Consider the following 21,704-nt stretch of genomic DNA (forward strand, 5'->3'; position numbering starts at 1 on the left):
AAGTGGAAGCCGAACCCTCTGTCCATGGAGACGCCCGTGAACCTGAAGAAACGGCGCATTGCCGATGTCCCGCCCGGCGCCGAAAATCCGCTGGCCTTTGCGGTGTCGCGCCGCGATGGGTCGGTTCTGGATATGGTGGCGCAGGCGATCCGCCACAAGCAGACCTTGCTGGCGTTTCAACCGGTGGTTCTGTCGCGCGACCCGTCGCGCATCGGTTTCTATGAGGGACTTATCCGCATCACCGATGAAACAGGCCGCGTGATCCCCGCGCGTGACTTCATGAACGCGGTAGAGGCGACCGAACTGGGCCGCGAGATTGACGTGCTTGCCTTGCAGATGGGATTGCGGGCCTTGCACGAAACGCCGCATCTGCGGTTGTCGATCAATATGTCGGCCCGTTCGATCGGGTTCACCAAATGGACCCGCACATTGCAACGCTGGCTGGACCGCGATCCGACGATTGCCGAACGGCTGATCCTTGAGATTACGGAAGGTTCGGCAATGACGGTGCCCGAGTTGGTCATCGACTTTATGGACCGCTGGCAGGTGCGCGGCATCTGTTTTGCGCTGGATGATTTCGGCTCTGGCCAGACAGCCCTGCGTTACTTCAAGGAATTCTTCTTTGACATTCTCAAGATCGACGGCCAGTTCGTGTCGGGCATTGCGACGGACGCGGACAATCGGGCGCTGGTGCGTTCTATGGTAGCGATTGCACAGCATTTCGACATGATGACCGTGGCCGAATTTGTCGAAACCAAAGCGGACGCCGACGTGTTGGCCAGCCTGGGCGTGGACTGCTTGCAAGGTTACCTGCACGGCGCCCCGACCACGCGACCGGGCTGGAAAACCCCTGCCGAAATCCGGGCTGCGGGCTGAAATCGGTGGTCTTCAATGTACAAATTACCGTCAATCGCACATGCGACTTGGTATCCGTTGTGACGATGGATCGAATGGTTTATCCAATTCAATAAGTCGAGGGGCCAAGACATGGCATGTGGTCAGGTCTGACAATGCGTCCTTCGTCAAACAACAAGAGGATGCATTCCATGACCAACGTCGTCATCGCCTCTGCCGCACGCACCGCTGTCGGCAGCTTTACTGGCTCTTTTGCTGGCACCCCCGCGCACGATCTGGGCGCCGCTGTACTTGAGGCGATCGTCGAGCGGGCCGGCATCGACAAGTCGGAGGTCAGCGAGACCATTCTGGGTCAGGTTCTGACCGCCGCCCAAGGGCAGAATCCCGCCCGTCAGGCACATATCAATGCAGGCCTGCCAATCGAAAGCGCCGCATGGAGCATCAATCAGGTGTGTGGTTCCGGCCTGCGCGCCATCGCTTTGGCGGCGCAACACATCCAGTTGGGTGATGCCAGCATTGTGGCCGCAGGCGGTCAGGAAAACATGTCGATGAGCCCCCACGCCGCAAACCTACGTATGGGTCACAAAATGGGCGACATGCAATACATCGACACGATGATCCGCGATGGTCTGTGGGATGCGTTCAACGGTTATCACATGGGTCAAACCGCCGAGAACGTTGCCGAAAAATGGCAAATCAACCGCGACCAGCAGGACGAATTCGCCGTAGCATCGCAGAACAAGGCCGAAGCGGCCCAGAAGGCGGGCAAGTTTCAGGACGAAATCACCCCCTTTACCGTCAAAGGCCGCAAGGCAGACATCGTTGTGGACAGTGACGAATACATCCGCCACGGCGCCACAATGGAAGCGATGCAAAAACTGCGCCCCGCTTTCACCAAGGACGGATCGGTGACAGCTGCCAACGCATCGGGTCTGAACGACGGTGCCGCTGGCGCGTTGCTGATGTCCGCCGACAACGCCGAAAAGCGCGGGATCGAGCCGCTGGCGCGAATCGTATCCTACGCCACAGTTGGTCTTGACCCGAAGATCATGGGCGCGGGCCCGATCTTTGCCTCGCGCAAAGCCTTGGAAAAGGCCGGTTGGAAGGCTGAAGATCTGGATCTGGTCGAAGCCAACGAAGCCTTTGCCGCGCAGGCCTGTGCCGTGAACAAGGATATGGGCTGGGATCCATCCATTGTGAACGTCAACGGCGGCGCCATCGCCATCGGCCACCCCATCGGCGCATCTGGCGCGCGAATTCTGAACACTTTGGTGTTCGAAATGAAACGCCGTGGTGCCAAAAAGGGCCTTGCTACACTGTGCATCGGCGGCGGCATGGGTGTCGCAATGTGCATCGAACGCCCTTAATTTCAAACATGCCGCGCAATATAGTTGCGGGCATGAAGTGAAATGGGTAACAAGATTTCGCGGCACATCAAGTGTCGCGGAATCTTAAGGTCACACACATGTCGATCCTAACAGCGCTTACCGATCAGATCGACGTCTGCACCACGCAGCGTGACCCGGATGCACCCTTTGGGGTCGACATCCACCAAAAGCGCAAAATTTGCCTTATGCCCCCGCGTTTTATGCAATGCTCGAATTGACAGAACCTTGTCACAATTATCGCGGTAGATGCATGGACGCCCTAGGCGGATACACGCAAGAATAGAACAAAGCCCATCAGGAGGAGAAACATAATGTCCAGAGTTGCACTTGTTACCGGAGGATCACGCGGGATCGGCGCCGCCATTTCGCAAGCATTGAAAGACGCAGGGTACAGCGTCGCCGCAACCTATGCAGGCAATGACGAAGCCGCTGCAAAATTCACTGAAGAATCCGGTATCAAAACCTACAAGTGGAACGTCGCCAACTATGACGAAAGCAAAGCGGGCATCGCGCAGGTCGAATCCGACCTTGGTCCTGTTGACGTTGTGGTTGCCAACGCGGGCATCACCCGTGACGCACCGTTCCATAAAATGACCCCCGAACACTGGCACGAGGTTATCGATACAAACCTGACAGGCGTTTTCAACACCGTTCACCCCGTCTGGCCCGGTATGCGTGAACGCAAATTCGGCCGCGTGATTGTCATCAGTTCGATCAACGGTCAAAAGGGGCAATTCGCACAAGTGAACTATGCCGCGACCAAGGCGGGCGATCTGGGCATCGTCAAATCTCTGGCCCAAGAGGGCGCGCGTGCAGGCATCACCGCCAACGCCATCTGCCCCGGCTATATCGGCACCGATATGGTCATGGCCGTGCCGGAAAAAGTCCGCGAATCGATCATCGCGCAAATCCCCACAGGCCGTCTGGGAGAACCGGAAGAAATCGCACGTTGCGTCGTATTTCTGGCGTCAGACGATTCGGGATTCATCAACGGTTCGACCATTTCGGCCAACGGTGCGCAGTTCTTCGTCTAACCTGATCTGAAATTACGGCAACCGGCGCGCCCCAGTGGCGCGCCGGTTTTGTTTTGACCTCGCAAAATATTTTGAACACCATCACTAGACGACCGGTCTATTACTTACTATCTAACGGGCATGACACAGCCAAGAAAATCAGAACAAACTCGCCAACACATCTTGGAAACAGGGCGTGAACTGGTCTTGCACGGTGGCTTTAGCGGCGTGGGACTGTCCCAGATCCTCGCTGCCAGCGGCGTGCCAAAAGGATCATTCTACTACTACTTTGCGTCGAAAGAGGTCTTTGGATGCGCCCTGTTGCAGGACTATGTCGACGACTATCTTGGCCGGTTTGACGCATTGGCCGATGGCGCGGGGACGGCCGGTGCCAAGCTGCGCAACTATTGGACTGCGTGGCTGGACAACGACAAGGCCAGCGGCATCGCATCAGGCTGTTTGGTCGTGAAACTGGCAGCCGAGATCGCAGATTTGTCCAACGACATGCGCATGATTCTGGATGCAGGCGTTGACCAGATGACCGCCCGCATCGCCGATTTGCTACGCGCCGGAGCCGCCGATGGCACTGTGCACGCCCTGCCCGACCCCGACGCCACGGCCCGCGTACTTTACGCGCAATGGCTGGGGGCCGCAATCCTGTCAAAGCTGTCTCAAACAGACAGTGCCCTGCGCGACGCGTTGCAAGACACCACGCGCCGCCTTTCACCTGAACAGACTGAAAAATAAGGAATCTCCCATGAAAGCTGCAATCCACGACACCTTTGGTGAACCCGCCGACGTGCTCGAAACCAAAACCATCAACACCCCCGAACCCGCCGCTGGCGAGGTCCGGATCAAGACGCTGCTGTCGCCGATCCACAACCATGATCTGTGGACCATTCGCGGGAATTATGGCTACAAACCCGAACTGCCAGGCGCTATCGGCGGCTCCGAAGCGGTCGGTACAATCGAAGCAGCCGGCGACGGGGTTGACGCCGAACTGATCGGCCAACGTGTCAGCATCGCGGGCGTTCACGGCACATGGGCCGACTATTTCATCGCCCCCGCAGGTGGCGTTTTGCCCCTGCCCGCCACCATCTCGGACACTATGGGCGCGCAACTGATCGCCATGCCGTTCAGCGCGATTTCACTGTTAGACATGCTGCAGGCCGAAAAAGGCGACTGGATCATACAGACTGCAGCTAACGGTGCCGTGGGTAAAATCATGGCCGTTCTGGCCAAGTCGCGTGGCATCAATCTGCTGAACCTTGTGCGCCGCGACGAAGCGGTGACCGAACTGACCAGCATGGGGATCGACAACGTGCTGTCCACCTCTGACGCCGACTGGAAATCCAAGGCACAGGCGTTGGTAGGCAAGGCCGGTGCGGTTTCGGCCATTGATTCTGTCGGCGGTGATCTGGCCAGCGATCTGACCGACCTGCTGGGCAGCAACGGCGAATTGGTGGTGTTTGGTACAGCCACGGGGGCGCCACTGGAATTGTCCTCGGGCACGTTGATCATAAAGCAGATCACTGTCAAAGGCTTCTGGGGTTCGAAAGTCGGCAGCGACATGGATCCTGCGCTGCGCATGCAGTTGATCACCGAACTGGTAACTTTGGCCGCCAAAGGCGAACTGACGTTGGAAGACGGCGGCGTCTACGGGCTGGACCAATTGTCCGACGCAATGACTGCGGCGCTGACCCCCGGTCGCGCGGGCAAGGTCATGCTACGCCCCTAAAGCGCTGACATACAAACAATAAGGCGGTCCGTGAAAGGGCCGCCTATGTGACTGATGTAATGGACATCCTGTCCGTTGCGGACCACTCAAAGGTGACCGGCGGCGCTGTCATCCCAGCGCACGCCAGCTTTGCAAAGGTCGGGTCAGGCCGACAATCGCGTAATTTCTTCTTTCAGACGGAGTTTTTGCCTTTTCAGTTCGGCCACTTTCAGCGTGTCCGCGCCCGGTGCGCGCAGTTCCTTTTCCACCGCGTTACTCAGGTTTTCGTGCTTTTTCTTCAACTCGTTGAGATGTGAGTTCAGGCTCATGCAATCCTCCATTAGTTCAAGTACAACTGTAGCAGACCACGATTTTACATTCCTGTCACGCTGCACACGCATCATAGACTTGTGATGTATGAACCACTGGTTAAAATTCCAGCGCCGCCCCATCACGCAGAACCGCTTTTATTTCAGCAGTATAGCTTTCTGCATCGCGCAAATGGCTTTCGCCGCGGTGCAGAAGGTGCGGAAAATGCAAGCGAAATTCTGCCCGCCCGCCTTTGCGTGCGCGGATAATGCACAGTTCCGGGGCGCGTCCGGGGCGCGCTGAAAAAGGCAGCACTTCGACACTGCCCATGACGGGCCGAATCCCTGCCAGAATGTCCGGCAGCCGCGCCATGCGGTGAATAAAGTGGGCAAAGCCACGATAACGCAGCCGTTTGGCGGCCACCTGCACCCAATCCTCCAGCGCTGTATCCTCGCCCAAGGCCCCTTCGCGGCCCGTGTAGGGAGACGGGCGGCTGGCTGCGCGATCGAAATAGGGTGGATTGGCAATCACATGATCAAAGCTACGTTCTTTCAGTGGCATCGGCAGCTTGGTCAGGTCGGCACAGGTCACGTCCAACCCGTTGCGTCTGGCCAGGTCCGCATAATAGGGCTGTCGTTCGACCCCGTGCAGGTCCAGTCCCGGCACGCGCGCCCCAAGACACAAGGCCGCAGCGCCTGCGCCACAGCCCAGATCCAGCACGGACTGCCCCGCATGGGCCGGAACGCTGGCTGCCAGCAACACCGGATCAAGCCCCGCGCGATAGCCGGTGCGCGGCTGCCACAGCATCACCTGACCACCCAGAAAGGCGTCACGCGTCAGTTCGGATTCTTCGATCACAATCCCAGCGGAATGTCGTTGTCGCGCATGACCCGTGTGGCGGCGTCATGTTCATCGGCGCGCACCATCAGTCGACGCGGGAAAATCCCGATGCCGCCTTCGAGCACGCTCATGTTTACGTCCAATTCAAAGCAGTCTATATCCTCGCCGGACAGTAGGGCCGAGGCAAACGCGATGATCGTCGGGTCGTTGCTACGCAAAAGTTCCTTCATAACCACGGATGTAAGAGCAGGCTGGCCTTAATGTCGAGGGGCCATCGGGGGCAATATGGACAACATCGAGCAGGGGTTGAAACCGCATGACCGGCTGGCCGCACGGCTGGCGGATGATATGGATGCGGTCAACACGCTGATCCGCACGAAAATGGCCTCGGAACACGCGCCGCGCATTCCAGAAGTCACGGCGCATCTGGTGGGTGCAGGCGGCAAGCGTTTGCGCCCTATGCTAACGCTTGCGTCGGCACATTTGTGTGGATATACAGGTGCTTACCATATTCATCTGGCTGCCACGGTCGAATTTATCCATACCGCCACACTGCTGCATGACGATGTGGTGGACGAAAGCGCACAACGCCGTGGACGGCCCACAGCCAACCTGCTGTGGGACAATACCTCAAGCGTGCTGGTCGGTGATTATCTGTTTGCGCGCTCGTTCCAGTTGATGACCGAATGTGGCTCGATGGAGGTAATGCGCATCCTGTCCAACGCCGCCGCCACTATCGCCGAGGGTGAAGTGTTGCAACTGACCGCCGCACAGGATCTGGCGACCGATGAAGCTGTTTATTTGCAAGTGGTGCGGGGCAAGACCGCAGCGCTGTTCTCGGCGGCGATGGAAGTGGGTGGCGTGATCGCAGATGCTGACGCGGCGACGGTCAAGGCGCTGTATGATTACGGCGATGCTTTGGGCGTGGCGTTCCAGATTGTCGATGACCTGCTGGACTATCAGGGTCAGTCCGAAGCGACAGGCAAGAACATCGGTGACGATTTCCGCGAACGCAAGCTGACCCTGCCGGTGATCAAGGCCGTGACCAAAGCAACGCCGGACGAGCGGGCCTTTTGGGTGCGCACCATCGAAAAGGGAAAACAGGACGCCGGTGATCTGGAACACGCGCTGGCGCTGCTGAACAAACACGGCACACTGGCCGAGACCCGCGTGGATGCGATCGCATGGGCCGACCGCGCCAAGGCGTCGCTGGCCCCCCTAGCCGACCACGACATCAAGGACATGCTGGTGGATCTGGCCGACTTCGTGGTTGACCGGATCAGCTAGAGAGCTTGCGGCGCGGCGACGCGCTGCATTCCACCCAATCGACCTGCGCGTACCCACCAGTTGGGCTGTACAATTGCCAGACGGTCGGCGGCTTCGGTCGCTTCCTCGGCTGTACTGAAAACCCCGAAGCAGGTTGCGCCAGACCCGGACATACGTGCCAGCAGGCAGCCGGATAAAGCGGCCAGTGTCTGACAAGTTTCAGCAATCTGCGGGGCGATGGCTTCGGCCGGGATCTGCAAATCGTTACGCTGCGCGGCCAACCAGTTGCACAGCGCGGCGGCATCAAAAAATTCCGGCAGCACGGGTGGCATTGGCGCGTTGTCCTTGTGTGTAAGGGCCTTGAATATCTGTGGTGTCGACACCGCCACACGCGGATTGGCCAACACCACATCCAGGTGCGGCAGGCCGTCCACGGACGTGACCATTTCACCAATTCCCTGCATCCGCGCAGACCGCGACGGCACGCAAACCGGAATATCCGCCCCCAGTTCCAGCAGGGCATTCGCATCCGCATCACGCCCGGCCATTTGACACAGCCCCCGCCACACCGCCGCAGCATCGGCAGAGCCGCCGCCGATGCCCGACGCCACGGGCAGTTCCTTGGTCAAGGTCAGGGCGCTTGCGATCCGGGGAAACAGGCGCGCCACGCGCAGCGCAAGGTTTTCGTCACCCGGCGGCACGCTGCCCGCCTCTGGTCCGTCAACCAGCAACGACCATGCAGTATCAGGACGCAGTTGCACCACGTCACCCACGTCGGCAAAAACCACCAGCGAATCCAGCAGGTGATAGCCATCGGCCCGCTGACCGGTAACGTGCAAGGTCAGGTTGATCTTGGCGGGGGCAAAGACCCGCAAGCCCGCCATCATGACGGCCTCAGCGATCCCTTGCCATCATCAGAGGCGGCGCACCTTCTTCGGCCAGAACCTTGTCCAGTCCGACTTCAAGCTTGCGGCGCATCCGACCCGGGTCGGCCTCGCCGTCGGTGTCCTTGGGGTCGACAAAAGACAGAGCGCGCGACCATTGGAACTGCGCCTCGCGCTTGCGACCCACGGCCCAAAGTACGTCGCCAAGATGGTCGTTCACCACCGGATCAACAGGCTCCAACTGGACTGCGCGTTCCATGTGGTCAACCGCTTCGTCGTAGCGGCCAAGGCGGTAGAGAACCCAGCCCAGACTGTCGATGATATACCCGCTGTCAGGATTGGCAGCGGCGGCCTGCTGGATCATTTCCAGTGCCTCGTCCAGATTGATCTGTTGTTCGACCATCGAATATCCCAGATAGTTCAGCACCTGCGGCTGACCTGGATTCAGCGCCAAGGCATGACGGAAATCGGCCTCGGCTTCTTGCCACTGGTCCAGCCGTTCGTGCGCGATCGCACGGGCATAGAGCAAGAACCACTGCGCGCGCGCGCCTTCCGGAGTCAGTTCCAAAGCGCGGTCATAGGCGGCAATGGCAGGGACAAACTGGTCTTGTTGGCGCAAAAGATCGCCTAGCGTCGAATGCACCATAGGCAAATCGGGGTATTGGCGCGCCAGTTGTTCCAGCACTTCGATGGCGGCGTCGGGTTTGTCGGCACGGCGCAGGGCGGCAGCGCGACCCAGTTCTGCAGCGTGAAAGGCCGGATCGCTGGCGGGCACTTGTTTATAAGCGTCGATTGCCAGATCATATTGTCCAAGTTCTTCCAACAACTCTGCGTTCAACAGCAGCGCATCTACATGGCTGGGCCGCAGATAAAGTGCCAGCCGTCCGTACAACAGCGTGTAATCGGCTGCCGCCTCGCTGCGCAATGCGGCGGCAAGCGACGCGAACACCTCGGCCAGACCGTCACGGGCAGAGGTAACATGGGTGAAAGGCAGTTTTTCACCGGCTTCAAGCGCAGTGATGACCCGCCCGAGTTCAGGGTCCATACCGCCGCCAAAGGCGTCTCGCAGGCTGGTCACCGCATCGGCATTGCGGCCCATCTGGCTAAGTACCTCGGCCCGCGCCAACGCCCCGCGACGGGTACGCACCATCGTGCCGCTGTCTGTGCCTGCAAAAATCGCTTCGGCGGCAGGATAATCACCCTCCAACGCCAGCGCCATCGCCTTGTGATAAAGCGCAAAGCCCTTCAACCCCTGCTCTTTCGCGACCGCATCAAAGGCGTCGCTTGCGGCCTGTATATCCCCCTCGCCCACATGTGCCCAAGCTTGCAGCAAACCATCGACCAGCGGGCCGATCCCTTGGGTCTCCATGTCGCGCTCAAGCAGGGCGGCGTAGTCCTCGCGGTGCGCAATGTCGGTAATGATCGCCATGTTCGCCGCCTGACTGCGCAGGCCCGCATCTTGCATGGTTTGCGCAATCGGCAGGGCATGTGCCACGTCGCCCAGCAGCAGATGCGCCAGCGTCGCGTGCTCCATCAATTCGGCATTCCCTGCATCATGCCGCAGCGCCGTATCGTAGTAGCCTGCCGCCGTGCCAAAATCGTTCAGATAGGTGGCATGACGCGCCGCCAGATAGGGGCCCGCCACATCCTGCGCCGCCAACGGGCCAGCCAATGTCCAGATCAGGGCCGTGGCCACAGTGCTTTTCAGAATGGATCGGATCACGCGACAGCCTCGACTAATTTCTATTTGGAATAAGGCTAGCAGGTCTGCACGCGGGCGCAATGGGGCTGCCCATAGCGTGGCAAACAATGCTGTGAGGTGCGGCAGCAACTTGCCCAGAGTTTTGTCACAATCCGGCGGCACGGGCCGGACCCAGGGCATTTTCACTTGCATGATCGCGGGATTCATAAATACTTAGTCAAATGGCTAAGTATGATTCTCAACTCGATCACATCTTTGCGGCTTTGGCCGATCCGACACGGCGGGCCATTCTGGACCGCCTGTCGCGCGGCCCTGCCACCACCAGTGAACTGGCCGCGCCCCATGACATAGCCATGCCAACATTGCTTGCGCATCTGACCAAACTGGAAAGCGCCAGCCTGATCACCTCGACCAAGGTCGGGCGGGTGCGCACATATGCCCGCTCTGACGCTGCTTTTGTGCCGGTACAGGACTGGCTCGGCCATCAATCCGACCTCTGGACACGCCGTCTTGACCAATTCGACAGCTATGCAATCCAACTCGCAAAGGATCTCGCCAATGGAACTTGACCCCACCACCGACCTGACTTTCACCCGCGAAATTAACGTAAGTCCCGCCTTGTTGTGGGAATGCTGGACTACACCAAAACACGTCAAAGCCTTCTTTGTACCCAAACCCCATAAGGTCACGGATTGCGAAATCGACCTGCGTCCGGGTGGGCGGTTCAACACCGCCTTTGAAGTGGATGGCAAAACCATGACCAACGCAGGCGTCTTTCTTGAAATCATCGATCAACGCAAACTGGTGTTCACCGATGCCTACAGCGAAGGCTGGAAACCCGCGCCTGACCCGTTCATGACAGCCATCGTCGAATTCCAAGACAACGGCGCAGGCGGCACAATTTACACTGCCACCGCACGGCACCGCTCAGCCGATGCCCGCAAGACCCATGAAGATATGGGCTTTTTCGACGGCTGGGGCACCGTGGCAGATCAGCTTGCGGCCTATGCCAAAACCCTGTGAACGCAAAAAGGCGGGCCTGCGCCCGCCTTTTCACCTGATGCCACTCCACCGGCCTATCACATATTGGGATAGTTCGGCCCGTCCCCGCCCTGCGGCGTGGTCCAGTTGATATTCTGGCTGGGGTCTTTGATGTCGCATGTCTTGCAGTGCACGCAGTTCTGGAAGTTGATGACAAAACGCGGGTCTTTGCCCTCTTCCGTCACGAATTCATACACACCTGCGGGGCAATAGCGCGCCGAAGGTCCGGCATAGACCGGCAGGTTGCGATCCACCGGAATGCTGGGATCTTTCAGCTTCAGGTGCGCAGGCTGGCTTTCCTCGTGATTGGTAAAGCTGAACGCCACGTTGGTCAGGCGGTCGAACGACAGCTTTCCGTCCGGCTTGGGATAGGTGATCTGGCTGTGCTTATCGGCGGGCTCGGTCGCCTCGGCGTCGGATTTGCCGTGTTTCAGTGTGCCCAGCAGCGAAAAACCCAACGTGTTGCACCACATATCGAAGCCACCAACAGCCAGTGATGCAGTCAGGCCATATTTCGACCACAGCGGTTTGACGTTGCGCACCTTTTTCAGGTCTTTGCCGATCGCTCCTGCGCGCACCTCATCCTCATAGGCGGTCAGTTCGTCACCCGAACGGTCGGCCTTGATCGCCTCGAATGCGGCCTCGGCAGCCGCCTTGCCCGACAGCATGGCGTTGTGGTTGCCCTTGATGCGCGGCACGTTGACCATGCCAACGGCACAGCCCAACAGAGCCACACCGGGTGCCACCATCTTGGGCATCGACTGAAAGCCGCCTTCGGTGATCGCGCGCGCGCCATAAGCCACGCGTTTGCCACCTTTCAGCAGCTCGGCCACCATCGGGTGGTGTTTGAACTGCTGGAATTCCATATAGGGAAACACATGCGGGTTCTTATAGCCCAAGTGCACCACAAAACCCACATAGACCTGATTGTTATCAAGGTGATAGATGAACGATCCGCCGCCCGCTTTGCTGCCCAATGGCCAACCCATCGTGTGGGCGACAGTGCCCTCTTTGTGCTTGGCGGGATCAATTTCCCAAATCTCTTTCATGCCAAGACCGAATTTCTGCGGCTCTTTGCCCGCCGACAGGTCGTATTTCGCAATGACCTCTTTCGACAGCGACCCGCGCACGCCTTCGCCAAGGAAAACGTATTTACCGTGCAACTCCATACCCGGTTCATAGCTGTCGCCCTTGGTGCCATCCGCCGCAATGCCGAACTCACCGGCGACCACGCCTTTGACTTCGCCGTTCTCGCCATAGACCAGTTCGGAACAAGCCATACCGGGGAACACTTCCACGCCCAGTTCTTCGGCCTGTTCGGCCATCCAACGGCAGACGTTGCCCATCGACACGATATAGTTGCCGTGATTGTTCATCAGCGGTGGCATAGGAAAGTTGGGAATGCGTATCTTGCCCGCTTCACCCAGCATATAGAAATTGTCTTCTTTCACTTCGACGGTGACAGGGGCGCCCTTTGCTTTCCAGTCAGGGATCAGCGCGTCCAGACCACAGGGATCCAGCACCGCACCCGACAGGATATGCGCGCCCACTTCCGAGCCCTTTTCCAGCACGACCACATTCAGGTCGGCGTCCAGTTGCTTTAGACGGATCGCTGCCGAAAGGCCCGCAGGTCCGGCCCCGACGATGACCACATCATATTCCATCGCTTCGCGTTCTGTATCGGCCATGCTCGGCGGCTCCTTGTGCAAAAGCGCGTGCACCCACCGCATCGCGCAACAATCTTTCGCGCTTGGCTAAACCACAGCGCCCGTCAATGCAATCGAAACACCGCGTCAGCGGTACAGACATGCGACGGTTTTTCACAGTGTATACCGCAGCGGCAACAGCCGTCAGTCCGCAGGCCGATCCCCCATCAAATAGCGCGGACCGGTGCCCTTTTCGCGGGCGCGGTCGCCGGGATTGTACAAGGCGCAGCTGTCGAGGCTCAAACAGCCACAGCCGATACAGCTGTCCAACGTGTCACGCATTCGGGTCAGCGTGTCGATCCGCGCATCCAGTGCCGCACGAAATCCGGTACTGATGTGCGCCCAATCCGACTTGGTCGGCACGCGGCCCTTGGGCAACAAGTCCAGCTCGGCCCGTATTTGCGGCAGGGTAAAGCCGAACTGCTGCGCGATCATCACGAACGACAGCCGCCGGATGTCCGCCCGCGAAAACCGTCGCTGCCCGCCCGCATTGCGCCATGGATCAATCAGCCCCTGCGCCTCGTAATAGCGGATCGCCGACACAGCCAGCCCCGTCCGCGCGGCCAGATCGCCAATGCTCAACCCGTCTTTCGCCATGTCGAAAAATCCCTTGACCTAAAGTTAGGTTTAGCAATTACGCTAAAGCCATTCCCACCTGTTGAAAAGGACAAACTCCATGACAGCCCAGCTTGAACACACCAATTTTACTGTCTCCGACCCCGCCGCCACCGCCGACTGGATGTGCGATCTGTTCGGCTGGCACATCCGCTGGCAGGGTGCCGCAATAGCGGGCGGCCACACCATCCACGTAGGCACCGACACGCATTATCTGGCGCTCTATTCCCCTCAGGCACCTGAAAAGCCGCGGCAATCCAACTATACCACTATCGGCGGGCTGAACCATCTGGCCGTCACCACTGACGATCTCGACGCCCTTGAAACACGCATCAAAGCGCACGGCTTTACCACCGGCAACCACGCCGACTATGAACCGGGCCGCCGCTTCTACTTTCACGACGCGGACGGCATCGAATACGAGGTGGTGCAATACGACTGACTTTATCCTTCATCTTGCAGGGTAAACTCCGGGGGAGCGCCGCAAGGCGCGGGGGCAGCGCCCCCTTCCCCCGTACCGCGCATCGGCGACATTCGCCGCCCCAGATACGCCCACCCCTTGCAATCCCCCGCCGCAATAGGTCAGGTAGCATCCAACATTGACCGGCGGCCACTTTGGCCGCCCTAATCTGCTGGACGTGACTTATGGAAAAGATCCCGATGACCCGAAAGGGTCACCAAGCCCTTGAGACCGAACTCAAGCACCTGAAATCCGTCGAGCGCCCCGCCATCATCAAGGCCATCGCCGAAGCACGCGAGCATGGCGACCTGTCGGAAAACGCCGAATACCATTCCGCCAAGGAAAAGCAGTCCTTCATCGAAGGGCGCATCAAAGAGCTGGAAGGTGCAATTTCGCTGGCCGACGTCATCGACCCGACCAAGATGAAGGGCGGCATCAAGTTCGGCGCCACTGTCACGCTTGTCGACGAAGACACCGACGAAGAGAAAACCTATCAGATTGTCGGTGAATACGAGGCCAACATCGAAGCAGGTCTGCTGAATATCAAATCGCCCATCGCCCGTGCCCTGATCGGCAAGGAAGAAGGCGACAGCGTCGAAGTGCGCACGCCCGGTGGCGATAAGTCCTATGAAGTGCTGAAAATCGCTTTCATCTGATCGGAACCCAAGACATGGCCGACACAGCGCCAGCTGAAAAAACATCCCCCCAGACGCAGACCCGTCCTGCGTCGTCGGCACAGGCGCGGCCAACACCGCTGGGCATTTATGATCGCCCCCGCATTGAGGGCATTTCGGGAATCGAGATCATAGCCATCGCCCTGTCGGCCCTCTGGCTGCTGGGCGCGAGTGTGTTTTTTATGACGATGCCCTCGCCCCCCGAAGGACAGGACGGCGACGGGCGCGGGTTGATGTTCCTGATGACCATGCTGGCCATCTTCATGCCCGTGGGCATGATCTGGGTGGCCGCTACAGCCGCCAAAGCCAGCCGCGTCATGCGCGAGGAAAGCCAGCGTTTGCAGGCCGCGATCGACGCCATCCGACAGGCCTATATCGCCCAGCAACACAGCCGCGATCTGGGCAGCGAGCCTTCGGTTGCCCGCAAGCTGGACGAAATCGCCGCCGCAGCGAAAAAGACCGAAACCACGCTGGCCACCTTTCACACCCGCCGCGATGCACAGCACTCCGTGCGCCATGCCCCGCCACCATTGGCGCCACAGGCCGCCGACGACCAACCCAAGCTGGCACTCGGCACCACCTCCGAGGACACAGCCCCGCCGTTGGCACGCGAAGATTTCATTCGCGCCCTGAACTTCCCCGAAACGGCCGAAGACGCGGCTGGGTTCTCAGCTCTGCGCCGCGCCCTCAAGGACCGGCCCACGGCCCAGATGATTCAGGCCGCCCAAGACATCCTGACTCTACTCAGCCAGGACGGCATCTATATGGACGATCTGCGCCCCGACCGCGCACGCCCCGAAATCTGGCGCAGTTTTGCCCAAGGTGCACGTGGCCGCAGTGTCGCCGCCTTGGGCGGTGTGCGCGATCGCTCGTCGCTGGCACTGACAGCGGGCCGGATGAAACAAGATCCGATTTTTCGCGACGCGGCACATCACTTTTTGCGCCGCTTCGACCGCAGCTTTGCCGCATTCGAGGCCGAAGCGGACGATGCCGACATTTCGGCCCTGTCCGACACCCGCACCGCGCGGGCGTTCATGCTGCTGGGTCGCGTGGCAGGCACGTTCGACTAGGCCCGTCAGGGTCCGCGCAACCGCGCGCCGTGCGCCTCGATCACACCAACCATGTGATCCGCCACCACCCGCACGCGCTGTGACGCCATCAGGTCGCTGTGCATCACCAGCCAGATATCCTGATCCACGCCCAACTCGACCGGCACCCGTTGCAGCCCCGCGTCCTGCGCCAGAAAATGCGGCAAGACCGCCAGCCCCAGCCCCGCCTGCGCCGCGCTCAACTGCGATGCCAGCGTTGACGTGACGACCGCTGGCGCCACCGCGCGAAAGTTGCGGGCAAGCCATTGCGCCGCTGGTAAATCACCAAAACGCTCCGCCCAGCCGATATAGCTGTCGCCTTCGAACCCCACAGCGCGCCCGCGCCCAGCCATATAGCCGGCCGCGCCATACAGGCCAAAGCCCAGCGTCCCGATCCGCCGCACCGTCAGGTGTCCGCGCGTGGGCCGCACCATGCGTACCGCCAGATCCGCATCGCGCTTGTGCAGGTTGACCGAAGCCACATCCGTAGACACTTCGACCGTCAGTCCGGGATGTGCGGCCAGCAGCGGGGCCAGTGACGGAATCAACAGCGGATTGGCCAGATTCTCGGCTGTGGCCAACCGCACATGCCCCTGCACGCCACGCCCTGCTTGCGCTGCGTTACGAAAGGCATCCATCGCCGCCTCCATCGCCTCGGCGCGGGGCATTAGGGCCATGCCCTCGTCGGTTAGCTGATATCCGGTCTGTGCCCGTGCAAACAGCGGCACGCCCAGCGCCGCTTCCAACCGCTCGATCCGCCGCGACACCGTGGCGACGCCAGCACCCAAAGCCTCTGCTGCTGCCGTCAACGTTCCCCAACGCGCCACAGCCAAAAAGGCAGGCGTGTCGTCCCAGTTCAACGGATCGGTCATAGAGTTTTCCACTTCTCGAAAATAGGCTTCGAAACTTGTCTATATTTTTCCGATATCAGAATATGCATCCTGTCCGTACACCTCAACCAAAAGGACACCCCATGCACCGCCGATACCTGACTCCCAACTTTTCTGTTTCCGCGCTTGGCCTTGGCTGCATGGGGATGAGCGAGTTTTACGGCCCCCGCGATGACGTCCGCTCAATGGCCGTCCTCGACCGCGCCGCCGATCTGGGCGTGACATTTTTCGATACCGCTGACACCTATGGCCCGTTCCACAACGAAGAATTGCTGGGCCAGTTTCTGCGCACCCGCAAGCCGCAGGCCGAAATCGCCACCAAATTCGGTATCGTCCGCAACCCCGGCGAATACCGCCGCGAAATCGACAACAGCCCTGCCTATGTCCGCCGCGCCTGTGAGGCGTCGCTGAAACGTCTCGGCGTCGAACAGATCGACCTTTACTATGTCCACCGCATCAACCCCGCCCAACCAATCGAAGAGGTGATGCATGCCCTGTCCGACCTGGTGGCCGAGGGCAAGATTGCCCACATCGGCCTGTGCGAGGTCAGCGCCCCCACGTTGCGGCGCGCCCATGCGGTGCATCCCGTCACCGCAGTCCAAACCGAATATTCGCTCTGGACCCGCGAAGTCGAGACCGAGGTGCTGCCCGCTTGCACCGAACTGGGCATCGGTTTTGTTCCCTACTCCCCGTTGGGACGCGGGTTTCTAACTGGGGCATTTGACAAGGAAACCACTTTTGGCGAAGGGGATTTTCGCGCCAATCTGCCACGGTTTTCAGCCGACAACATGGCCAGCAACATCGGCATCGTCGACCGCGTCCGCCATCTGGCCGCCAACAAAGACTGCACACCCGCTCAGATCGCACTGGCGTGGCTGCTGTCCAAAGGGCGTCATATTGTCCCGATTCCGGGCACCAAACGCCTTAAGTATCTGGAAGAAAACATAGCTGGCACTGACATCACCCTGACCCCGAACGAGATAGCGGCGCTTGACCGCGCAGTTGCCGCACAGGACGTGGCAGGTGCGCGCTATACCACCGAAGGCATGAAAGGGCTGAATGCATGAGCGGCCTGAGCTTCGGCTGGCACGAGGCGCGCAAGGCCTTTGCCGCCCACGACATCTGATCACAAACCGAAGCCACCCCAAGGGATAAACAGCACCGGATCACCATGCTTGACCGTCAGTGCACCATCGGGCAATTCCACCAGCCCCTCTGCCCAGCTAAGCCCGCTGATCCGGCCCGACCCTTCCGAGCGGAACACCTCGGCCACACCGTCGCGCATCCGCGCGCGCAGGTATTCACGGCGTCCGGGTTTTTTCGATTTCTCAAACCCCGCAGGCACCATAAACCCTTGGGGTGCCTGCCAGCCGACCCCCGCCAACAACCCCAGCGCGGGGGCGGCGAAGACCAGCGTGCAAACCATCGCGGCCACCGGATTGCCCGGAAGACCAAAGACCGGCGTGCCGTTCCACATGCCCAAAGCCAGCGGACGCCCCGGTTTGACGGCGATCCGCCACAGCGCCATAGCACCCGCATCACGCAACAGGGCCGACACATGGTCCTCATCGCCCGCTGACGCGCCGCCGCTGGTTAGAATGGCGTCCACCTGTGCCGCGTCCAGCGCTTTGGCCAAGGCAACTCGGTCGTCGTTGACCCGACCAAGATCCACCGCCTCGTGCCCCAACCGCGTCAGCAGCCCCAGCAACATCGGGCGGTTGGCGTCGAAAATCTGCGTCTCGCCTGCATCGCTGCCTGCCTCGGCCAGTTCGTCGCCCGTGGACAGCACACCGACGCGCAAAGCGGCAAAGGTCTGTACCGCGCCCACGCCCACCGCCGCAAGCAACGCCAGATCAGCAGCCGTCAAGCGTCGCCCTTGCTGTAATATCACCTCGCCTGCTGCCACATCCTCGCCCGCGCGGCGGCTGTTTGCACCGGCCTTTACCGGCCCGTTGAACGCGATGCGCCCACCGTCCACGGTAACGTCTTCTTGCAGCACCACGGTGTCGACGCCCGCAGGCAGCACGGCACCGGTCAGCACACGCACCGCGTGGCCCGCAGGCACTGCGCCGTCAAAATCGCCCCCCGCCGCCGCACGGCCCGCGACCAGCGGCAGCACATGTACGCCTGTGTCGCGCGCGCCTGCAAAGCCGTAGCCGTCCACCGCCGTGTTCGGCCTTGGCGGGTTGGATCGCAGCGAGGTGACTGGTGCGGCCAGCACGCGGCCCAAGGCCTGCTGCACCGTGACCGTTTCAACACGCGCCACCGGCGTCAGACGCTCTTGCAACAGGTCCAACGCATCATCCACCGGCGTCCACGCCACACCGGGCGGCAGGGCAAAGCAATCATTGGACAAGGGCGGCGGCACCGGATCATCCGTGCGCAGCGCCCCGCGCAAGGCATCCTCATGCCCCAGTCCCAAAATCCAGCCCTCTTGTGCATCCCCGTCGGCCAGCATCGCGGCCAACTGCGCGGGCGACAGCGCCGACAAAGCCTGTGCCAGAACCCGCACCTGTGCCGCATCCTTGATCTCGTCCGCCTGCGCTTGCGCTGCGATTTCGGGTGCGATCAATGACGGCCACACCTCGACCAGCGCTATCCCCGCCTCAAGCTGCTGGAACGGCCACACCGCCAGATCATCGCCAAAGCGGTGCCGCAACCGTGCCAGTACCGGCAGACCCATCAACGCCTGAGAACCGACCGATCCCGCCCCGCTCAGTTGCCATACAGCAAAGGCTCCTTTGGCCAGAATCTCGGCCTTGCGCCGCTCGGCAAATGGGTTTTCATATCCTGTCTTGGTGCGCGGCAAACCATCCACGTCCCGTTGCAGACCATTGCCCCAAAACGGCCCCTTGGCCCCCAGCGCAAGGTTGATCGCACCCGCCACATCAAAGCGGTTGTTGGTCTTGGGCCCATCCTCGATCCGCGCGACGAACCAGTCCCACAAGGTCAGCGGATCGTTCGAGCCTGCTACAGCCTGCGCAAAGCCCTGCGGATAGCCAAAGGGAAAATCGAACCCTACCATCACACGCCGCCCCGCCGCGCGTTCAGCCTGTATCAAGTCGCCAATCCACGCCTCGGCCACCTGACGGGTGCGCAGATAGACCGGCGCTTCCGTCACGCCTGCACGCGCCACACAGGCCCAGATCGCATCTTTGACGGGCTTGGCTCCCCGATCATTGCCGCCCGACCAGTCCACGACAATTACCGTATCGAACATCATAGGCCCACCTGCGCGAGGATGAAATCAGCAATGGCCGCCGTGTCGTCCAGATCGAACACAGGCACCGATACATCCACAGTACTGTCGCTGGCCACCGCCCGAATCGTCGGATCATCGGGCGCAATCAGCGGGTTGCCGGTTTCCGCCCTGTGCGCCTCGACCTTGGGATGGGCGTCGCGTTTGTACCCCTCGACCAGTACCAAATCGACCGGCGACAGTTTCTCCAGCAGTTCGGACAGGGGCAACTCATCCGCGCCGCGCATTTCATGCATCAGCGCAAAACGGTGGCGCGAGGCCAGAAGCACTTCGGTCGCACCTGCGATGCGGTGCCTGTGGCTGTCCTTGCCGGGATGGTCCACATCAAAGGAATGATGCGCGTGTTTGACCGTGCTGACGGTAAAGCCACGTCCGGTTATGTCGGTCACCAGCCGCTCCATCAGGCCGGTTTTGCCCGCGTTCTTCCAGCCGACGACGCCAAAAATTCTCATAGCATTGCCTCTGCCGTCGCCAGATCGTCGGGCGTATTCACGTTGAAAAACGGATCACCCGCTTCGGGAAATTCCGCCAGTTGCCCGCCATGGCTGTCGGTCCAGATCACCACCTTGCGTAGTCCGTCCTGCAAGGCCGCGCGCAGGTCGTCGCGCAAGGCCACGGGCCATAGTCCAAAGGTCGGGTGCCGGACCAGTCCGGCGGTCATTGATTTTGTATTCGCCTCGCCGCGCGGCGTTGCGGCCAATGCCAGCGGGTTGGCCATCCCCTCGGACGCCATCAGCAAGCGCGGCACCAGATCGCAAGGGAAGAACGGCGTATCGGCGGCGACGGTCACGATTGTGTCGGCACCCTGACCTGCGGCCCAGTCCAGCCCGGCCAGCACGCCCGCCAATGGCCCCGCGAACCCGTCCACGCTGTCGGCCACCACCGACAAGCCAAAGCCTGCAAACCGCGCCGCATCGCCATTGGCATTCAGCGCCAGCCCCGCCACCTGCGGCTCCAGCCGTGCGATGACGCGGGCCAGCAGGCTTTGCCCGCCGAGGTCCAGCAGTGCCTTGTCACCGCCGCCCATCCGCGTCGCCAAACCGCCCGCAAGGATCACGCCCAAAGGTTGCTTCATCCCGCGCTCCCCTTGCGGCCCGACTTGCGCGGTTCGTCCTTCACCGCAGCCGGGTCGGCATCTCGGATCAGGCGATCTTCTCCGGCAAGGCAGACAAACCGCTGGCCGCGCATCCTGCCAATCAGCGTCAGGCCGACCTGCTGCGCGATCTCGACGCCCCAGGCGGTAAAGCCCGAGCGTGACGCCAGCACAGGTATCCCCATCATCGCAGTCTTGATCACCATTTCGGACGTTAAACGCCCAGTTGTGTACAGGATTTTATCGTCGGCCCCGACATCTTCGTCCAGCATCCAGCCTGCGATCTTGTCCACTGCATTGTGACGGCCCACGTCTTCCATGTAGACCAGCGGGCGGTCCTGATGGCACAGCACCGTGCCGTGGATCGCCCCCGCCTCTAGATACAGCGAAGGTGTTCGGTTGATCGCGGCACTCAGCGCATAAAGCCACGAGGTGCGCACTGGCGTCGCTGGCAGCACCACACCGTCCAGCCCTTCCATCATGTCGCCAAAGACTGTGCCCACGGCACAGCCGCTGGTGCGGGTTTTCTTCTTCAGCTTGTCCTCGTGGTTGGTCTGACGCGCTGTGCGCACGACCACCACCTGCAACTCCTCATCATAATCGACACCGGTCACCACGTCATCGTCGCCCAGCATCCGTTGATTGCGCAGGAAGCCCAGCGCCAGATATTCGGGATAATCGCCAATGGTCATCGCCGTGACGATTTCTTGCGCATTCAGATAGATCGTCAGGGGCCGTTCTTCGACCACCGACAGATCGATTTGCGCCCCTGTTTGATCCCGCCCTGTCACGCTGCGCGTCAGACCCGCGCGCGCAGGCATCGGCGCAATCAGATAACCGCCTGAATTGTCTTGCGTCGCCAATTGCATCCCCTGTGTTTGCCCGTTAACCGTTAGAGCAACAC

Annotated in this window: 24 protein-coding genes; 12 read left to right on the forward strand and 12 right to left on the reverse strand. The window is 60.6% G+C overall.

Annotated features, from left to right (window positions below):
• Positions 1 to 24 precede the first annotated feature (24 nt).
• From SULPSESMR1_RS12030 to SULPSESMR1_RS12050, 5 genes are all read left to right on the forward strand, one after another.
• The gene (locus tag SULPSESMR1_RS12030) at positions 25 to 876 is read left to right on the forward strand and encodes an EAL domain-containing protein (protein WP_089421045.1); all 852 of its coding nucleotides are present in this window, start codon (positions 25 to 27) and stop codon (positions 874 to 876) included.
• A 170-nt stretch (positions 877 to 1,046) separates the two neighbouring features.
• On the forward strand, positions 1,047 to 2,222 hold the full coding sequence (locus SULPSESMR1_RS12035) for an acetyl-CoA C-acetyltransferase (RefSeq protein WP_089422301.1): 1,176 nt from the start codon (positions 1,047 to 1,049) through the stop codon (positions 2,220 to 2,222).
• A gap of 332 nt (positions 2,223 to 2,554) precedes the next feature.
• On the forward strand, positions 2,555 to 3,277 hold the full coding sequence (gene phbB, locus SULPSESMR1_RS12040; protein ID WP_089421046.1) for an acetoacetyl-CoA reductase: 723 nt from the start codon (positions 2,555 to 2,557) through the stop codon (positions 3,275 to 3,277).
• 120 nt (positions 3,278 to 3,397) lie between these two features.
• Positions 3,398 to 4,003, forward strand: a complete 606-nt coding sequence (locus tag SULPSESMR1_RS12045; RefSeq protein ID WP_089421047.1) for a TetR/AcrR family transcriptional regulator — start codon at positions 3,398 to 3,400, stop codon at positions 4,001 to 4,003.
• Between the two features lie 10 nt (positions 4,004 to 4,013).
• Positions 4,014 to 4,994 carry a zinc-binding dehydrogenase gene (locus SULPSESMR1_RS12050; protein ID WP_089421048.1) on the forward strand — a complete coding sequence of 327 codons (981 nt, stop codon included), beginning with the start codon at positions 4,014 to 4,016 and terminating at the stop codon, positions 4,992 to 4,994.
• Positions 4,995 to 5,137: 143 nt separating this feature from the next.
• Here the strand turns inward: SULPSESMR1_RS12050 and SULPSESMR1_RS12055 are convergent, their stop codons facing one another.
• The 3 genes from SULPSESMR1_RS12055 to SULPSESMR1_RS12065 all read right to left on the reverse strand — a co-directional run bounded on the left by SULPSESMR1_RS12055 (position 5,138) and on the right by SULPSESMR1_RS12065 (position 6,352).
• Complete coding sequence (locus tag SULPSESMR1_RS12055; protein ID WP_089421049.1) at positions 5,138 to 5,302, reverse strand: YdcH family protein; 165 nt, start codon at positions 5,300 to 5,302, stop codon at positions 5,138 to 5,140.
• Positions 5,303 to 5,402: 100 nt separating this feature from the next.
• Positions 5,403 to 6,089 carry a tRNA1(Val) (adenine(37)-N6)-methyltransferase gene (locus SULPSESMR1_RS12060; RefSeq protein ID WP_089422302.1) on the reverse strand — a complete coding sequence of 229 codons (687 nt, stop codon included), beginning with the start codon at positions 6,087 to 6,089 and terminating at the stop codon, positions 5,403 to 5,405.
• 47 nt (positions 6,090 to 6,136) lie between these two features.
• Entirely contained in the window at positions 6,137 to 6,352 is a 216-nt protein-coding gene (locus tag SULPSESMR1_RS12065; protein WP_089421050.1) for a DUF2007 domain-containing protein, read from the reverse strand.
• Between the two features lie 55 nt (positions 6,353 to 6,407).
• Between SULPSESMR1_RS12065 and SULPSESMR1_RS12070 the strand changes: the two genes are divergently transcribed.
• Positions 6,408 to 7,409: a polyprenyl synthetase family protein gene (locus SULPSESMR1_RS12070; protein ID WP_089421051.1), complete on the forward strand. Its 1,002-nt coding sequence runs from the start codon at positions 6,408 to 6,410 to the stop codon at positions 7,407 to 7,409.
• Here the strand turns inward: SULPSESMR1_RS12070 and SULPSESMR1_RS12075 are convergent.
• On the reverse strand, positions 7,406 to 8,272 hold the full coding sequence (locus tag SULPSESMR1_RS12075; protein WP_089422303.1) for a 4-(cytidine 5'-diphospho)-2-C-methyl-D-erythritol kinase: 867 nt from the start codon (positions 8,270 to 8,272) through the stop codon (positions 7,406 to 7,408). The two genes, SULPSESMR1_RS12070 and SULPSESMR1_RS12075, sit on opposite strands and share 4 nt — an antisense overlap.
• 10 nt (positions 8,273 to 8,282) lie before the next feature.
• Positions 8,283 to 9,995, reverse strand: coding sequence for a tetratricopeptide repeat protein (locus SULPSESMR1_RS12080; RefSeq protein WP_240311462.1), 1,713 nt, complete (start codon positions 9,993 to 9,995; stop codon positions 8,283 to 8,285).
• Between the two features lie 200 nt (positions 9,996 to 10,195).
• Here SULPSESMR1_RS12080 and SULPSESMR1_RS12085 point away from each other — a divergent pair, with 200 nt between their 5' ends.
• The gene (locus tag SULPSESMR1_RS12085) at positions 10,196 to 10,543 is read left to right on the forward strand and encodes an ArsR/SmtB family transcription factor (RefSeq protein ID WP_089421052.1); all 348 of its coding nucleotides are present in this window, start codon (positions 10,196 to 10,198) and stop codon (positions 10,541 to 10,543) included.
• Positions 10,533 to 10,997: an SRPBCC family protein gene (locus tag SULPSESMR1_RS12090; RefSeq protein ID WP_089421053.1), complete on the forward strand. Its 465-nt coding sequence runs from the start codon at positions 10,533 to 10,535 to the stop codon at positions 10,995 to 10,997. Before SULPSESMR1_RS12085 ends, SULPSESMR1_RS12090 begins: the two co-directional genes overlap by 11 nt.
• 56 nt (positions 10,998 to 11,053) lie before the next feature.
• Here the strand turns inward: SULPSESMR1_RS12090 and SULPSESMR1_RS12095 are convergent, their stop codons facing one another.
• Both SULPSESMR1_RS12095 and soxR read right to left on the reverse strand, forming a co-directional pair.
• On the reverse strand, positions 11,054 to 12,703 hold the full coding sequence (locus SULPSESMR1_RS12095; RefSeq protein ID WP_089421054.1) for an electron transfer flavoprotein-ubiquinone oxidoreductase: 1,650 nt from the start codon (positions 12,701 to 12,703) through the stop codon (positions 11,054 to 11,056).
• Positions 12,704 to 12,865: 162 nt separating this feature from the next.
• Positions 12,866 to 13,318: a redox-sensitive transcriptional activator SoxR gene (soxR, locus tag SULPSESMR1_RS12100; RefSeq protein ID WP_089421055.1), complete on the reverse strand. Its 453-nt coding sequence runs from the start codon at positions 13,316 to 13,318 to the stop codon at positions 12,866 to 12,868.
• Positions 13,319 to 13,397: 79 nt separating this feature from the next.
• Between soxR and SULPSESMR1_RS12105 the strand changes: the two genes are divergently transcribed.
• From SULPSESMR1_RS12105 to SULPSESMR1_RS12115, 3 genes are all read left to right on the forward strand, one after another.
• A complete protein-coding gene (locus tag SULPSESMR1_RS12105) occupies positions 13,398 to 13,778 on the forward strand; it encodes a VOC family protein (RefSeq protein ID WP_089421056.1) in 381 nt (126 codons plus the stop codon).
• Between the two features lie 203 nt (positions 13,779 to 13,981).
• On the forward strand, positions 13,982 to 14,452 hold the full coding sequence (greA, locus tag SULPSESMR1_RS12110; RefSeq protein ID WP_089421057.1) for a transcription elongation factor GreA: 471 nt from the start codon (positions 13,982 to 13,984) through the stop codon (positions 14,450 to 14,452).
• Positions 14,453 to 14,466: 14 nt separating this feature from the next.
• Positions 14,467 to 15,540: a hypothetical protein gene (locus SULPSESMR1_RS12115; protein WP_240311461.1), complete on the forward strand. Its 1,074-nt coding sequence runs from the start codon at positions 14,467 to 14,469 to the stop codon at positions 15,538 to 15,540.
• Between the two features lie 5 nt (positions 15,541 to 15,545).
• On the opposite strand, the gene SULPSESMR1_RS12120 is transcribed toward SULPSESMR1_RS12115, so the two are convergent.
• On the reverse strand, positions 15,546 to 16,430 hold the full coding sequence (locus tag SULPSESMR1_RS12120; RefSeq protein ID WP_198362794.1) for a LysR family transcriptional regulator: 885 nt from the start codon (positions 16,428 to 16,430) through the stop codon (positions 15,546 to 15,548).
• A gap of 101 nt (positions 16,431 to 16,531) precedes the next feature.
• Between SULPSESMR1_RS12120 and SULPSESMR1_RS12125 the strand changes: the two genes are divergently transcribed.
• Entirely contained in the window at positions 16,532 to 17,515 is a 984-nt protein-coding gene (locus SULPSESMR1_RS12125) for an aldo/keto reductase (protein ID WP_089421058.1), read from the forward strand.
• A 59-nt stretch (positions 17,516 to 17,574) separates the two neighbouring features.
• Here the strand turns inward: SULPSESMR1_RS12125 and SULPSESMR1_RS12130 are convergent, their stop codons facing one another.
• Genes SULPSESMR1_RS12130 through SULPSESMR1_RS12145 form a run of 4 tightly spaced genes read right to left on the reverse strand, consistent with a single transcriptional unit; the run spans position 17,575 to position 21,669 of the window.
• Complete coding sequence (locus SULPSESMR1_RS12130; protein WP_089421059.1) at positions 17,575 to 19,671, reverse strand: molybdopterin-binding protein; 2,097 nt, start codon at positions 19,669 to 19,671, stop codon at positions 17,575 to 17,577.
• Positions 19,668 to 20,159: a molybdopterin-guanine dinucleotide biosynthesis protein B gene (mobB, locus tag SULPSESMR1_RS12135; RefSeq protein ID WP_089421060.1), complete on the reverse strand. Its 492-nt coding sequence runs from the start codon at positions 20,157 to 20,159 to the stop codon at positions 19,668 to 19,670. The genes SULPSESMR1_RS12130 and mobB overlap by 4 nt, the downstream gene beginning before the upstream one ends.
• Positions 20,156 to 20,782, reverse strand: a complete 627-nt coding sequence (gene mobA / locus SULPSESMR1_RS12140) for a molybdenum cofactor guanylyltransferase MobA (RefSeq protein ID WP_089421061.1) — start codon at positions 20,780 to 20,782, stop codon at positions 20,156 to 20,158. Before mobA ends, mobB begins: the two co-directional genes overlap by 4 nt.
• A complete protein-coding gene (locus tag SULPSESMR1_RS12145) occupies positions 20,779 to 21,669 on the reverse strand; it encodes a formate dehydrogenase accessory sulfurtransferase FdhD (RefSeq protein ID WP_089421062.1) in 891 nt (296 codons plus the stop codon). The genes mobA and SULPSESMR1_RS12145 overlap by 4 nt, the downstream gene beginning before the upstream one ends.
• Between the last annotated feature and the right edge of the window lie 35 nt (positions 21,670 to 21,704).

The sequence above is a fragment of the Pseudosulfitobacter pseudonitzschiae genome, assembly GCF_002222635.1.
Lineage (GTDB): Bacteria > Pseudomonadota > Alphaproteobacteria > Rhodobacterales > Rhodobacteraceae > Pseudosulfitobacter > Pseudosulfitobacter pseudonitzschiae_A.

Bases quoted from the DNA above. Each gene is read 5' to 3' on its own strand.
- soxR (WP_089421055.1), bottom strand. From the start codon at position 13,318: ATGGCGAAAGACGGGTTGAGCATTGGCGATCTGGCCGCGCGGACGGGG.
- SULPSESMR1_RS12105 (WP_089421056.1), top strand. From the start codon at position 13,398: ATGACAGCCCAGCTTGAACACACCAATTTTACTGTCTCCGACCCCGCC.
- SULPSESMR1_RS12115 (WP_240311461.1), top strand. From the start codon at position 14,467: ATGGCCGACACAGCGCCAGCTGAAAAAACATCCCCCCAGACGCAGACC.
- SULPSESMR1_RS12065 (WP_089421050.1), bottom strand. From the start codon at position 6,352: ATGAAGGAACTTTTGCGTAGCAACGACCCGACGATCATCGCGTTTGCC.
- mobB (WP_089421060.1), bottom strand. From the start codon at position 20,159: ATGAGAATTTTTGGCGTCGTCGGCTGGAAGAACGCGGGCAAAACCGGC.
- SULPSESMR1_RS12060 (WP_089422302.1), bottom strand. From the start codon at position 6,089: ATGCTGTGGCAGCCGCGCACCGGCTATCGCGCGGGGCTTGATCCGGTG.
- mobA (WP_089421061.1), bottom strand. From the start codon at position 20,782: ATGAAGCAACCTTTGGGCGTGATCCTTGCGGGCGGTTTGGCGACGCGG.
- SULPSESMR1_RS12130 (WP_089421059.1), bottom strand. From the start codon at position 19,671: ATGATGTTCGATACGGTAATTGTCGTGGACTGGTCGGGCGGCAATGAT.
- phbB (WP_089421046.1), top strand. From the start codon at position 2,555: ATGTCCAGAGTTGCACTTGTTACCGGAGGATCACGCGGGATCGGCGCC.
- SULPSESMR1_RS12050 (WP_089421048.1), top strand. From the start codon at position 4,014: ATGAAAGCTGCAATCCACGACACCTTTGGTGAACCCGCCGACGTGCTC.
- SULPSESMR1_RS12075 (WP_089422303.1), bottom strand. From the start codon at position 8,272: ATGGCGGGCTTGCGGGTCTTTGCCCCCGCCAAGATCAACCTGACCTTG.
- SULPSESMR1_RS12045 (WP_089421047.1), top strand. From the start codon at position 3,398: ATGACACAGCCAAGAAAATCAGAACAAACTCGCCAACACATCTTGGAA.
- SULPSESMR1_RS12035 (WP_089422301.1), top strand. From the start codon at position 1,047: ATGACCAACGTCGTCATCGCCTCTGCCGCACGCACCGCTGTCGGCAGC.
- SULPSESMR1_RS12090 (WP_089421053.1), top strand. From the start codon at position 10,533: ATGGAACTTGACCCCACCACCGACCTGACTTTCACCCGCGAAATTAAC.
- SULPSESMR1_RS12125 (WP_089421058.1), top strand. From the start codon at position 16,532: ATGCACCGCCGATACCTGACTCCCAACTTTTCTGTTTCCGCGCTTGGC.
- SULPSESMR1_RS12030 (WP_089421045.1), top strand. From the start codon at position 25: ATGGAGACGCCCGTGAACCTGAAGAAACGGCGCATTGCCGATGTCCCG.
- greA (WP_089421057.1), top strand. From the start codon at position 13,982: ATGGAAAAGATCCCGATGACCCGAAAGGGTCACCAAGCCCTTGAGACC.
- SULPSESMR1_RS12085 (WP_089421052.1), top strand. From the start codon at position 10,196: ATGGCTAAGTATGATTCTCAACTCGATCACATCTTTGCGGCTTTGGCC.
- SULPSESMR1_RS12070 (WP_089421051.1), top strand. From the start codon at position 6,408: ATGGACAACATCGAGCAGGGGTTGAAACCGCATGACCGGCTGGCCGCA.
- SULPSESMR1_RS12145 (WP_089421062.1), bottom strand. From the start codon at position 21,669: ATGCAATTGGCGACGCAAGACAATTCAGGCGGTTATCTGATTGCGCCG.
- SULPSESMR1_RS12120 (WP_198362794.1), bottom strand. From the start codon at position 16,430: ATGACCGATCCGTTGAACTGGGACGACACGCCTGCCTTTTTGGCTGTG.
- SULPSESMR1_RS12095 (WP_089421054.1), bottom strand. From the start codon at position 12,703: ATGGCCGATACAGAACGCGAAGCGATGGAATATGATGTGGTCATCGTC.
- SULPSESMR1_RS12055 (WP_089421049.1), bottom strand. From the start codon at position 5,302: ATGAGCCTGAACTCACATCTCAACGAGTTGAAGAAAAAGCACGAAAAC.